Source organism: Sphingopyxis sp. BE235, from assembly GCF_031457175.1.
Classification (GTDB): Bacteria; Pseudomonadota; Alphaproteobacteria; order Sphingomonadales; family Sphingomonadaceae; genus Sphingopyxis.
Window position 1 is genome coordinate 259,643 of the sequence record NZ_JAVDWC010000006.1, and the last position, 12,923, is coordinate 272,565.

Here is a 12,923-nt window from a genome sequence, read left to right on the forward strand (position 1 = left end):
AGTTTCCGTCATGGCCAACGCCGATGCCACCCCGCTGATGCCGCACGCGACCGCCGCCTGGCTGGTCGACAACACCGGCCTCACCTTTGTCCAGATCGCCGAATATTGCGGCATCCACATCCTCGAAGTGCAGGCAATCGCCGACGAGACCGCCGCGACCAAATATACCGGCCGCGACCCCGTCCGCGCGCACGAGCTGTCGATGGAAGAAATCGAAAAGGGCCAGAAGGACCCGAACTACAAGCTCAAGATGAGCAAGCAGGCGCAGGACACGATTCGCCGCACCCGCGGCCCGCGCTATACCCCGGTCAGCAAGCGCCAGGACAAGCCCGACGGCATCGCCTGGATCCTGAAGAACCATCCCGAAGTGTCGGACGGCGCGATCGGCAAGCTGATCGGCACCACCCGCAACACGATCGGCGCGATCCGCGACCGCAGCCACTGGAACAGCGCGAACATCGTGCCCAAGGATCCGGTGACGCTCGGCCTCTGCTCGCAGCGCGAGCTTGATGCGCTCGTCGCCAAGGCGGCGAAGAAGGCCGGCATCAAGGCACCCGAGGACAGCCGTTTCGAGGGCGACCGCGAAGCGCTGCTCGAAGAGCTGCGCGCCGAACGCACCGCCGCGAACGAAGCGCGCGCTGCCGAAGAAGCCGAAGCCGACGGCGAAGCCTGACCGCATGTCAGGCGGCGACGAGGATAATATCCCGGCGGCCAGCGGCTCGCCGGATGCTTCGCTGACCCAGGACGACAGCTTTACCGCGACGAGCCATGCGGGTCTCACCTATCCGTGGGGCGAAGCCGCGCCGGGCGCGGGCGAGACGATCCGTATCGCGAACGGGATCAGCTGGGCGCGCATCCCGATGCCGGGGTCGCTCGGCCATATCAACAGCTGGCTGCTCGATGATGGCGACGGCGTGGCCGTCGTCGATACCGGCATCTGCCTGACGATGTGCTCCGATGCGTGGAAGGCACTTTATGCCGGCGCGCTGAAGGACAAGCGCATCACGCGCGTGATCGGCACGCACCTCCATCCCGACCACATCGGCCTCGCGGGCTGGATCGCGAAGAAGCAGGACGTCAAATTGTGGATGACGCGCGGCGAGATGCTCACCGCGCGCGCGATCGTCGCCGATTCGTCCGACACCGCCCCCGACGAGGTGCTGACGCAGTCGCGCGCCGCGGGCTGGGATGAAGCGGCGATCGAGGCGTCCAAAGCGCGCGGCTGGAACATGTTCCAGCGAATGATCTTCACCCTGCCGCGCTCCTATGTGCGGATCAAGGATGGCGACCGCCTCGACATGGGCGCGCACCAGTGGCGCGTCGTCACCGGGTCGGGGCACAGCCCCGAACATGCGTGCCTGTGGAACGAGAAAGAGGGCGTACTCGTCTCGGGCGACCAGGTGCTGCCGCGGATCAGCTCGAACGTTTCGGTCAATATCACCGAACCCGACGCCGATCCCCTGGGCGAATGGCTCGCGTCGATCGACAAATTGCTCGCGACGGTGCCCGCCGATGTCGTCACCTGCCCCGCGCATGGCGAGCCGTTCAAGGGGCTGCACGTCCGCCTGATGGCGCTGCGCGACGAGCATCGCATGCGGCTCTACAATCTGGCCGAAGCGGCGGCGAAGACGCCGATGCGCGCGGTCGACAGTTTTCCGCTGCTCTTCAATCGCCCGATCGGCGAGCATAATCAGGGGCTCGCGACGGGCGAAGCGCTCGCGCATCTCAAACGGCTCGAGGTCGAAGGGCGCGTGCAGCGCGAGGACCGTGATGGCGTATGGTGGTATCACGGCGTAGCCTGATGCGGTGTGCGATGGCGATACTGCTCGCGGCCGCGACGATGGCATCGCCTGCCGCGCGGGCGACCGAACCGGCGGCCGCCGATCAGGCGAATGACGAGATTGTTGTCACCGCGCGCCGTTCGGGTGCGCCGATGTGGACGATCCAGACGCCGACCGGCGTCGTCATCCTCGTCGGCGAGATCGCGGCGGTTCCGAAGGCAACGCCGTGGCGGCCCGAGCGGCTCGAAGGCGCGACCGATCGCGCGCAGCGCGCCATCCTCGGCACCAAGGCGAAGGTGTCGCCGGGCGACATCCTGCGGCTGATCTTCAAGGGCGGCGGGCTCACCAAATTGCCGAAGGGGCGTGTCGCCGCCGACTATCTCGATGTGCGCCAGATGCAGCGGCTCCATGCGCTCGAAACGCGCTTCGATCAGGACTATGCGCGCTCGAATTTCCTGATGACGGCGTTCGACCTGCTCTCGAAACGCTTGTCCTTTAACAAGGACAGCGCCGACGACGCGTCCGACGTCGTGCGCAAGGCCGCGCGGCAATCGAAAATTCCGACGCAGCCCGTCGGCGAAGTGCGCGGCGAGGATATGCTCGACAATCTGTTCGCCGCGGCGCCCGAGACGCATATCCCCTGCCTCGAAGCTGCGATGACGGCGGTCGAGGCGGGCGGCGATGTGGTGATCGAGCGCGGCCGCGCGTGGACCGAATTCGACGTGCCCGCGGTGATGGCGAGCCCGCTCGAGGAAGCGCTCGGGCGCTGCTGGCCGTGGACGAACGACAGCTTCGGTCCCGAGCTGCGTCAGACGTGGGTCGGTGCGATCCGCGATGCGACCACGCAGCCCGGCGTGACGCTCGCGGTGGTTCCGCTGCGCATATTGGCCGAAAAGGACGGCGTGCTCGACCGGCTCAAGGCGCAAGGCCTGCCGATCACCGGCCCGGCCTGGTAGTCACGGCCTATCGCGGTCTTTGCATGATCCAGCTGAACGCCATCGCGTTGAAGATCGTATAGAGGCCATAGAGCATCAGCGCGGTGAACCAGTTCCGCGTCGCAATCGCCATCGCGCCGACGAGCAGCAGGAATTCAAAGACATAGGTGATGTTCGGCCCGACCTTTTCGGCAAGTGGTTTGACCATCTGCTGGATCAGCGGGTCGTCGCTTTCCATGAAGGCGCGGTGCATCGCGAAATTGCCGACACCGGCACAGAAAATGGCGATGAGCGCGATAACCATAGGTTTGCAAATGGGGGACGCGGGGTGGAAATGCCAGCAACTTTCGGTTTATAGGGACGCATCGTTCGCGCACCGGCCCCGCGCGGACGATCGAACGAACCCGGCTCCTGCCCCCCAGAGAAGGACGTCTTCGGTGACAACTCTCCCCCGCCTGGCCGCGCTTTGCCTGCCGCTTGCTCTTGCCGTGCCGTCGGCGCACGCGTCGCAGGAACCGGTCGATCCGCCGCAGCCGAACCCCGTGCTCGTCGACCCGGTACTCGCCAATCCGATTCCCACGGCACTGATGGAGCCCGACCCGGTGTTGCCCGACGCGGTGCGCGCGATGATCGACGCCGCCTTTGCGAGCGGCGACAATGACGATGTCGAAGCGGTGGCCAAGGTCGCCAGACGGACCAACCCGCGTAATATCGGCGAAATCGACGCACTTCTCGCTTATTATCGCAGCGAGCATCCCCCGGAGACGCCGCCCGACCCGGTGGGCAATATGCTCGCTGCCGCGATGGCGACCGCCAAGGATGCCGATGTCGAGGCGGTGGCAAAGCTCGCGAAGGAAACCAATCCCGAGAATGCAGCGGAGATCGAGGAACGGCTCCTCGCCTATCGCGCCGAACGAAAGCGCCTGCGGGACGAGGCGGCGGCGGCCGAGCGCGCCAGACTGGCCGCGTCGAAATTCTGGCAGAACTGGAAGGGCGAGGGGCAGATCGGTGCGTCGCAGAGCAGCGGCAACACCGAGTCCGTCGGGCTGAGCGCCGGCGTCGCGCTCGCGCGCAAGGGGATCGACTGGACGCACAAGTTTCGCGCGCAGGCCGATTACCAGCGCACCAACGGCAAGACGTCGGTCGAACGCTATCTGAGCGAGATCGAGCCGCAATATCGGATCAACGACCGCACCTTTGCTTTTGGCCTCGGCCGCTGGGAACATGACCGGATCCTCGGGTACGACACGCGCTGGAACCTGTCGGGCGGGCTCGGCTACAAGGTCGTCGATAGCAAGAAGATGACGCTGAGCCTGAAGGGCGGCCCGGCGTTTCGCCAGACCGACTTCGTGAACGGCGAAGAGGACACCGAACTGACCGCGCTCGCGGGGCTCGATTTCGGCTGGCAGATCTCGCCGACGCTGCGGCTGACACAGGTCGCATCGACGATCATCGGCGAGGCCAACGGGTCGACCAGCTCGCAGACCGCGCTCAGCGCCAAGCTGACCGGCGCGTTGTCGGCGCGCATCGCCTATTCGGCGCAGATCGACACAAGCCCGCCGCCGGGCATCGAAAGCGTCGACACGCAGACGCGGTTTACGCTGGTCTACGGGTTTTAGGTTTTTCGATCCTCCCTGTCGCGCAGCGATGGGGAGGGGGACCGCTCGCGTAGCGAGTGGTGGAGGGGCCGCGTTATAGCCCCTCCGTCAGCGCTTCGCACTGCCACCTCCCCATGGCTTCGCCACAGGGAGGATCAGCGCTCCGCTTATTTGATGCTCGCGAGCACATAGAGGAATTCGGCAAAGCCCATCGTCGCATCGACGAGCCCCGCGACCTTGGGATTGGTCGAGTCGATCAGGAAATATTCGTCGGGGGCGTGCGCCCCCGATCCGTGGCCGATACCGAAATGCGCCGCGGGGATCGACACCGGCGGCGCGGTGAAGGTCGATCCCGGCCAGCTGCCCGCCATCCGCGGGTTGAGGCTCGTCGCGACGCCGAGCTTCTTGTACGTCGCGAGTTCCGAGCGGACGAGGCGGCTGTCCTCGGCAACCTCGGTCGGATCGTAGCCGCCCGACACATTCACCTCGACATCGGTGAAGCCATGCTTGTCGAGATGCGCGCGCAGCTTCTTTTCGGCCTCGGCGCGCGTCTGGTTGGGGACGAGGCGGAGGTCGAGCTTGGCGACCGCCTTGCCGGGCAGCACCGTCTTGCCGCCGGGGCCGGTATAGCCCGCGACCAGCCCCTCGATATTGACCGTCGGTTCCTGCGCGAGGCGGGTCAGCGCGTCGTCGTAGGATAGGTTGTCGATCCAGTGGGTGACCCCGAGCGCCGCCTTCTGCTGCGCCTCGTCGCCCGCCTTCGCGGCTTCGCGGATCAGCGTCTTTTCGCGCTCGGTGAGCGGGCGGACATTTTCGAACCAGCCCTCGATCGCGGGCTTGTTGCCATCGGGGGTGACGAGCGTCTGCAATGCCTGCACCAGCCGCCATGCGGGCGAATCGACCATGGCTTTGAGGCTCGAATGGACATCGCCTTTCGGACCGCGGCCCCATTTTTCGCCGCTCGCGATCAGTTCGAGCTCGATGATCCCCTTCGAGCCGAGGTTGACCGTGACGTTGCCCGTCTTGCCCTGCGAGGCGAAGGGAATGAAGATGCCTTCGCACTTCTTGAGCGCGGCAAGGATGTTGGGCTTGGTCGCGATCTGGCGGAAGTGCGGCGAGCCGATCTCCTCCTCACCCTCGCACACGAGCACGATGTTGACCGGCAGTTTGCGCCCCGCGGCGCGGATCGCGTGGAGCGCGGCGAGGAAAGTCGCCTCGGGCCCCTTCTGGTTCACCGCGCCGCGGCCCATGATCGCCTGCCCGAAACCGGGGCGCTCGACCATTTTGCCCTCGAGCGGGGGCGACGACCATTCGGCCGGGTCATACTGTTTGACGTCGTACATGAAATAGATGCCGAGCGTGCGCTTCGCGCCGACATCGATCGTGCCGAACACGCCGGGATGGCCGTCGGTCGGCACGATCTCGACATTGGTGAAGCCCGCGTCCTTCGCGAGCTCGGCCATATAGGCCGCGCCCTCGGGCATGCTGCGATTTTCGGCGGCGATCGAGGGGAGGGCGATCCAGTCGCGGATGCGCTTGATCGACGCATCCTTGCCCGCCTCGGCGGCCTTGCGGATATCCGTCATCGTACCTGACTGCGCCCAGAGCGGAACGGGCTGAATGAACGCGGCACCCGCCCCCAGCATCGCGGTGCCGCGCAACATGTCGCGGCGGTTCAGTCGGTTAAGCTCACGGAAATCCATCATGCGTCCCCTGCCTGCTTCGTATGCGAAGCAATGTGCCGCATCGGCGGCGAAACGCAAGCGCATGTCGGGGACTTACCGTTACGTGGGTAGCGACCGGCCGTCGTCCCACGATCGTCATCCCGGCGAAGGCCGGAATCTCGCCGTTTCGGAGGTTTTGCGCCGCTAGGCGAGACCCCCGCCTTCGCCGGGGTGACGAAGGACGAGGGAGGAGTTACGCCTTCTCGAGCAACCCTTCGTCCTTGATGCGTTTCTGCCACAGCTTCGGCGCGTTGACGTGGACATTCTGGCCTTCGCTGTCGACCGCGACGGTCACGGGGAAGTCCTGGACCTCGAACTCGTAGATCGCTTCCATGCCGAGGTCGGCGAAACCGACGACCTTCGACCCCTTGATCGCGCGCGCGACCAGATAGGCCGCGCCGCCGACCGCCATGAGGTACGCGCTCTTGTGCTTGGCGATCGCCTGCGTTGCGGCGGGGCCGCGTTCGGCCTTGCCGACGCAGGCGAGCAGACCTTGGTCCAGCATCATGTCCATGAACTTGTCCATGCGCGTCGCGGTCGTGGGCCCTGCGGGGCCGACGATTTCTTCGCCGACCGGGTCGACCGGGCCGACGTAGTAGATGACGCGGCCCTTGAATTCGACGGGAAGTTCCTCGCCCTTCGCCAGCATGTCGGCGATGCGCTTGTGCGCGGCGTCGCGGCCGGTGAGCATCTTGCCGCTCAAGAGGATGCGGTCGCCCTGCTTCCAGCTGGCGACCACCTCGGGCGTCAGATTGTCGAGGTCGACGCGGATCGCGGCCTTGTCGGGCGCCCAGTCGATTTGCGGATAGTCGGCGAGCACGGGCGGTTCGAGGAACGCCGGGCCGCTGCCGTCGAGTGTGACGTGCGCGTGGCGGGTGGCGGCGCAGTTCGGGATCATCGCGACGGGTTTCGACGCGGCGTGCGTCGGCCAGTCGGCGATCTTGATGTCGAGCACGGTTGCGAGGCCGCCGAGCCCCTGCGCGCCGATACCGAGCGCGTTGACCTTTTCATACAGCTCGATGCGCAGTTCCTCTGTCGGATTGCTCGGGCCGCGTGCGAGCAGTTCGGTCATGTCGATCGGGTCCATCAGCGATTGCTTGGCGAGCAGCATCGCTTTTTCGGCGGTGCCACCGATGCCGATGCCGAGCATCCCCGGGGGGCACCATCCGGCGCCCATCTGCGGCACCATTTCGAGCACCCAGTCGACGATCGAATCCGACGGGTTCATCATCTTGAACTTCGACTTATTCTCGCTGCCGCCGCCCTTCGCGGCGACGTCGATCACGACCTTCGCGCCGGGGACCATTTCGACGTTGAGCACGGACGGCGTGTTATCCTTCGTGTTCACGCGGCTGAATGCGGGGTCGGCGAGGATCGAGGCGCGGAGCTTGTTGTCGGGGTGGAGATAGGCTTTGCGCACGCCCTCGTCGACGACCTGCTGCAGGCTGCGGGGTGAGTCGAGGCGGCAGTCCATGCCCCATTTGATGAAGACGGTGACGATGCCGGTGTCCTGACAGATCGGGCGGTGCCCCTCGGCGCACATGCGGCTGTTCGAGAGGATCTGCGCCATCGCGTCCTTCGCGGCGGGCGAGACTTCGCGTTCATAGGCGGCGCCGAGCGCGCGGATATAGTCCATCGGATGGAAATAGCTGATGTACTGGAGCGCGTCGGCGATCGTTTCGATCAGGTCGTCTTCGCGGATGATCACGGTGTTCATGTGCAGCCCTTCGCCCTTTTGCAGGATTCGCGGCTTCCCTAGACCCGCACGGTCGGGGTGGACAAGGGGTCAGGTGCGGCGGCGGCCGAAGACAGGGCGCGTCGGGGTGGCGGTTTGTACTTCGCCGGGTTCGGGCACCGCCGCCCCTAGATCGACGAGCGGGCGTTTGTGGGCGAACGCCCGCCAACTGCCCGTAGCGGCCAGCGCCAGAAGCAGAAGCCAGCCGCCCGCCGCCGATGGTATCAGCGCCCAGGCGAAGGCGGCGGGGGTGATGATCGCCATCACGGTCGGGATCGCGGCGAGGATCGCTATCGTCCCGAACAGCGCCCACCAGCGCCCGAGCTGCGTCGCCGCGGCGCCGATCATGACATTGGTCGCGGCGAGCAGCAGGAACTTGGCGGCAACGGGGTAGGGCAGGCTCGCCATCGCGGGCGAATAGTCGCCCAGCGTGAAGGCGGCCTGGATGTCGAAGAGCAGGTAATTCTCCCATGCGTCGCAAAGCGCCGCGGCGACCGGCAGCACGGCGGCGGCAAGAAGCGCGCGGAGGCGAAGCTCGTGCCAGAGTGCGATGCACCCGCTGGCGAGAAAGCCGGCGTAGAGCAGCATATAGAGATAGTCGCGCTCGTTGCCGGTCCGCATCGCAGCGAGGCGCGTGACCTGCTGCGGGTCGGTATAGAGGCCGAAGATCGCTTCGAGGTCGGCTTGACCGCCGGCGAACTCGAAGGCGAGGACCGGGGCGCCATAGCCGGGCGCAATGTCATGCCCCGTCTGCGGAAAGACCTGACCCAGATAGAGTCCGAAGAGCAAAGTCGCGATGCCGAATGCCAGCGTCCAGACCCACGCGCGCGTCGGCGCGGGCGGGCGGGTCCGCTGCGCTTCGATCCAATGCTGGAGCCCCCCGATCGGCATCTAACCGTCCGGTGGAGCGCGCTCGCTCACCTTATTGGCACTCGGCGCATTTGCCGCGCACCTCGATCACCGGGCGCTCGGCGGCGAAGCCTGTCGCCTCGGCCGCGGCGCGAACGCCGCCCGAAATCTTGTCGTTATCGACATGCACCGCGGTGCCGCATGTGTCGCAGATCAGGAAGATGCAGTCGTGGAGGCAGCCGGGATGGCTGTTCGCGACAAAGGCGTTCGCGCTTTCGACGCGGCGGACGAGGTTGTTCGCCACGAACAGGTCGAGGATGCGATAGACGCTGTTCGGCGCGACGCGCTTGCCGCGCTTCTGCGAGACGATGTCGGCGATTTCATAAGCACTCGCGGGCTTGCCGATTTCGGCGACCGCGTCGAAAATCTGCGCGCGCATGTCGGTCCATGCTTCGCCCGCGCCTTCGAGCGCGCTCTGCGCCGCCTTGGCGAGCGAGGCGCCGCTGGCCTCGACGTGCGGATGATCATGCTTGCCCATTGGCGTTTCCTCGAAGCGTGGGAAATCCCGCGCTAACTATCGTCCCAATGTAGGCTGTTTAGGGCGTGCCCGCAAGTTGCGGACATCTCCGATGCGGTGGGATCAGTGCCGCGCGCGGCGGTTGAGGTCGTGACCCAGCGCGACGACGGCGACGCCGATCATCGTCGCGATCACTTCGCTACCGTCGTGCGGCCGCGACAGCGCGCCCGCCATCATGCCCAGCCCGAAGCTGCCGACCGCGAAGGGCATCATATAGCCGTGGCTGAGCACGCCCGAAACGAGCGTGATCAGCGCAAAGCCGATCGCGATGATCAGCCCGATCTCGTGGAACAGGTGATTGTCGAGAAACACCCCGCCGACCGAGGCGATCGAGGCGAAGAAGATCGTCGTGGCGAGGCAGTGGACGAGGCACAGCCCCGACAATCCCATCGCCAGCTGATCGCCGCTCAAGGATGTCAGCGGCCGCGAATCGCGCGCAGCCCGAACCACCGCGCCGAGACGCGTCAGGACAGGGGCATGGCTGGCGACTTGGGTCACCCGATTCTCCGTTGGTGCAATAGCGAGCCGAGATATGGCATATCATGACAAAGGTTACAACATTACATTGTCATATTCTTTCGGGTTGCGGACACGGCCGATCGGGCTACATAAGTTGCGGAACGAAACCTGAAGGGGGCGCGATGTCTGAACTGGCCCGGCCACTGAGGCTGCCTTGCGGCGCGATCCTGCCGAACCGGATCGCCAAGGCGGCGATGACCGAGGGGATGGCGACCCCCGATGGCCGCCCGACCCCCGAACTCGACCGGCTTTACGGCCTGTGGTCCGACGGCGGCGCGGGGCTGCTCATCGGCGGCAATCTGGTGATCGACCGCGATCATCTCGAGCGCCCGGGCAATGTCGTGATCGAGCGGGTGCCCGACGCCGACATGCACGAACGCCTCTCGCGCTGGGCTGCCGCGGCAACGCGCGGCGGCAATCATTTCTGGGCGCAGATCAGCCATAGCGGGCGGCAGACGCCCGCGGTGGTCAACCGTCACCCGAAATCGGCGTCGGACGTGAAACTCGGGTTGCCCGGTGGGCAGTTCGGGCAGCCCGAACCGCTGACTCGCGACGAGGTCGCCGAGCTGGTGCAGCGCTGGGCGGCCGCGGCAAAGGCGTGTCAGGACGCTGGCTTCACCGGGGTGCAGGTCCACGCCGCGCACGGCTATCTGATGTCGCAATTCCTGAGCCCGCTTTCGAACCGGCGCACCGACGAATATGGCGGCAGCCTCGAGAACCGCGCGCGCCTGCTGCTCGATGTCATCGCGGCGATCCGCGCGGCGACGGGGCCGGCCTTCCCGATCTCGGTCAAGCTCAACAGCGCCGATTTCCAGAAGGGCGGCTTCGCTTTCGAGGACAGCCTGACCGTCGCGGGGTGGCTGGAGGCCGCCAGCGTCGACCTGATCGAGATTTCGGGCGGCACCTATGAACAGCCGAAGCTGCTCGGGATCGAGGGGATGGAGGACAGCGCGCCGCAGAATGTCGCGCCGTCGACGCTCGCGCGCGAGGCCTATTTTGTCGATTTCGCGCTGGCGATGCAGGCGCGCGTGTCGGTGCCGTTGATGGTCACCGGCGGCTTTCGCAGCCGCGCAGCGATGGAGCAGGCGCTCGAGCGTGGCGCGGCCGACGTGATCGGGCTCGGCCGGCCGATGTGCCTGATGGCGGACGCGCCCAAGCGCCTGCTGGCAGGCGACGAGGCATTGCCGCGATATGAGGACGGCCTCGGGCTCGTTCCCGGCTGGCTGGGCTTCCTCAAGCGCTTGCAGATGGTCAAGGCGATCGACGGCTTCGCGGGCATTTACTGGTTCTACCAGCAGCTCTGGCTGCTCGGCCACAAGGGCCGGATCGACGAAAGGCTGAGCGTCTTTTCGGCCCTCCGCACGCTCGAGGCGCGCAACAAGGCGATCATGAAGGCGCGGGCGGAGAGCTGATCCTTCCATTTTCGTCATTTCCGCGAAAGCGGGAACCCATTTGCAACGGTCGCTCGCTGGGTTCCCGCTTTCGCGGGAATGACGAGGGAGGGGCTTAAGCTCCCTCTTCGGCGCGCAACGCCTTCCGGTCCAGCTTACCGATCATCGTCTTGGGCAGGTTCAGCCGCACCTCGACCTCTTTCACCCGCTCATGCTTACCAAGCTGGGGGTTGAGCCAGGCGGCGAGCGCCTCGCCGCTCACCTGGAACCCGTCCTCCAGCGTCACGAAGGCCTTGGGCGCCTCGCCGCGATAGGCGTCGGGAACGCCGAGTACGATCGCTTCCTTGACCGCGGGATGCTCGTAGAGATGCGCCTCGATCACGCTCGGGTACACCTTGAACCCGCCGACCGCGATCATGTCCTTCAACCGGTCGACGATGCGGATATAGCCATTGGCCTCGACCACCGCGACATCGCCGGTGCGCAGCCAGCCGTCGTCGGTGAAGCTGTCCTTGTCCGCGTCGGCGCGGTTCCAGTAACCTTGCATGATCTGCGGCCCCTTGACCGCGAGTTCGCCGGGCTCGCCGTCGGGGGCGTCCTTCGACGGATCCTCCTTGTCGAGAAGCCGAATGTGCGTCGCGGGGAGCGGCTGGCCGATCGTGCCCGGCTGGACCGGGCCTTCATAGGGATTGGTCGCGACCACGCCCGAGCTTTCGGTGAGGCCATAGCCTTCGACGAGCGAGGCACCCGTCGCCGCGGTGAATTTCTCACGCAATTCACCGGGCATCGGCGCGCCGCCCGAGATGCAGATGCGCAGTGAAGAAAAGTCGGTCTTCGCGAGATCGGGGTGATCGAGCAACGCCTGATACATCGTCGGCACGCCGGGCAGCGCGGTCGTTTTGGTGCGCGTGATCGCGTCGAGCGCCTGCTTCGCATCGAAGCGCGGCAGCATCGTGATCGAACCGCCGTTGAGCACCGTGCGGTTGAGCACGCAGGTGTTCGCGAAGACGTGGAAGAAGGGGAGAACGCCGAGAATGCGGTCCGCGGCGCCATGATCGGGGTCGATCGCATTGACCTGCCGCGCATTGGCGGTGAGGTTCTGGTGCGTCAGCTTGGCGCCTTTTGGTGTTCCCGTCGTGCCGCCGGTATATTGGATCAGCGCGATGTCCTTTTCGGCGTCGATCGCGACGGGTTCGGGCCGGCCGTCATTGTCGGTGAGCGCCGAGAAACGGATGACGCGGGGGTCTTCGGGGAGCGCCGCGACCTCGGTCCGCTTGAACAGGCGATAGAGCACCGACTTCGCCGCGGGCAGCCCGCCCGCGACCGAGCCGACGACGAGCTGTTTGAGGCTTGAGCCGTCGAGCACCTTCAATGCAGTGGGGAGCAGCGCCGCGGCGCTGATCGTGAACAGCGTCTCGGTGCCCGAATCCTCGACCTGCGCCTCGAGCTCGGCGACCGTATAGAGCGGCGAGAAATTGACCACCGTCGCCCCGGCGGCGAGCGCGCCATAATAGGCTGCGACATAATGCGGGACGTTGGGGAGGAAGAGTCCGACGCGGCTGCCCTTGCCGATGCCCTGCAATTGCAATCCGCGTGCGACGCGGGCGCCGCCGCGCGCGACCTCGGCATAGCTGAACTGGCGGCCGAGGAAATCGAGCATCGGCGCATCGCCGCGCCGCGCGACGCTGGCGGCGAGCATGTCGGGCAGCGACAGCGGCGCAAACTCCTGGTCCCAGGCCGTGGGATGGCGATAATCGGTAGACCAGGAAAAGCGGCTGTCCATCGGGGGTTGATATCCTCTTCGAATAGGCGGG

12 protein-coding genes are annotated in these 12,923 nt (G+C 66.1%); 5 read left to right on the forward strand and 7 right to left on the reverse strand.

Annotated features, from left to right (window positions below; translation table 11 throughout):
• Positions 1-37 precede the first annotated feature (37 nt).
• From J2X38_RS21530 to J2X38_RS21540, 3 genes are read left to right on the forward strand one after another with little or no spacing between them, the layout of a single operon-like run.
• Positions 38-673, forward strand: a complete 636-nt coding sequence (locus J2X38_RS21530; protein ID WP_058539946.1) for a DUF1013 domain-containing protein — start codon at positions 38-40, stop codon at positions 671-673.
• A 4-nt stretch (positions 674-677) separates the two neighbouring features.
• Entirely contained in the window at positions 678-1,802 is a 1,125-nt protein-coding gene (locus tag J2X38_RS21535) for an MBL fold metallo-hydrolase (RefSeq protein ID WP_310257348.1), read from the forward strand.
• 11 nt (positions 1,803-1,813) lie between these two features.
• Positions 1,814-2,737, forward strand: a complete 924-nt coding sequence (locus J2X38_RS21540) for a TraB/GumN family protein (protein ID WP_310257350.1) — start codon at positions 1,814-1,816, stop codon at positions 2,735-2,737.
• Positions 2,738-2,744: 7 nt separating this feature from the next.
• Here J2X38_RS21540 and J2X38_RS21545 read toward each other — a convergent pair whose 3' ends face one another.
• A complete protein-coding gene (locus J2X38_RS21545) occupies positions 2,745-3,020 on the reverse strand; it encodes a hypothetical protein (protein WP_310257354.1) in 276 nt (91 codons plus the stop codon).
• A 133-nt stretch (positions 3,021-3,153) separates the two neighbouring features.
• Between J2X38_RS21545 and J2X38_RS21550 the strand changes: the two genes are divergently transcribed.
• Positions 3,154-4,335 (forward strand): DUF481 domain-containing protein, encoded by a 1,182-nt coding sequence (locus J2X38_RS21550; protein WP_310257356.1) that lies wholly within the window; start codon positions 3,154-3,156, stop codon positions 4,333-4,335.
• Between the two features lie 146 nt (positions 4,336-4,481).
• Here J2X38_RS21550 and J2X38_RS21555 read toward each other — a convergent pair whose 3' ends face one another.
• The 5 genes from J2X38_RS21555 to J2X38_RS21575 all read right to left on the reverse strand — a co-directional run bounded on the left by J2X38_RS21555 (position 4,482) and on the right by J2X38_RS21575 (position 9,697).
• The gene (locus J2X38_RS21555) at positions 4,482-6,020 is read right to left on the reverse strand and encodes a M20/M25/M40 family metallo-hydrolase (protein ID WP_405053480.1); all 1,539 of its coding nucleotides are present in this window, start codon (positions 6,018-6,020) and stop codon (positions 4,482-4,484) included.
• Positions 6,021-6,231: 211 nt separating this feature from the next.
• Positions 6,232-7,755, reverse strand: coding sequence for a fumarate hydratase (locus J2X38_RS21560; protein ID WP_310257358.1), 1,524 nt, complete (start codon positions 7,753-7,755; stop codon positions 6,232-6,234).
• Between the two features lie 69 nt (positions 7,756-7,824).
• Positions 7,825-8,664 carry a hypothetical protein gene (locus tag J2X38_RS21565; RefSeq protein ID WP_310257360.1) on the reverse strand — a complete coding sequence of 280 codons (840 nt, stop codon included), beginning with the start codon at positions 8,662-8,664 and terminating at the stop codon, positions 7,825-7,827.
• A 31-nt stretch (positions 8,665-8,695) separates the two neighbouring features.
• The gene (locus J2X38_RS21570) at positions 8,696-9,160 is read right to left on the reverse strand and encodes a Fur family transcriptional regulator (protein ID WP_137893978.1); all 465 of its coding nucleotides are present in this window, start codon (positions 9,158-9,160) and stop codon (positions 8,696-8,698) included.
• 102 nt (positions 9,161-9,262) lie between these two features.
• Entirely contained in the window at positions 9,263-9,697 is a 435-nt protein-coding gene (locus tag J2X38_RS21575; RefSeq protein WP_082639892.1) for a MerC domain-containing protein, read from the reverse strand.
• 143 nt (positions 9,698-9,840) lie between these two features.
• Between J2X38_RS21575 and J2X38_RS21580 the strand changes: the two genes are divergently transcribed.
• The gene (locus J2X38_RS21580) at positions 9,841-11,130 is read left to right on the forward strand and encodes an NADH:flavin oxidoreductase/NADH oxidase family protein (protein WP_310257363.1); all 1,290 of its coding nucleotides are present in this window, start codon (positions 9,841-9,843) and stop codon (positions 11,128-11,130) included.
• Between the two features lie 94 nt (positions 11,131-11,224).
• Here J2X38_RS21580 and J2X38_RS21585 read toward each other — a convergent pair whose 3' ends face one another.
• Positions 11,225-12,892 carry an AMP-binding protein gene (locus J2X38_RS21585; protein WP_310257365.1) on the reverse strand — a complete coding sequence of 556 codons (1,668 nt, stop codon included), beginning with the start codon at positions 12,890-12,892 and terminating at the stop codon, positions 11,225-11,227.
• Positions 12,893-12,923 lie beyond the last annotated feature (31 nt).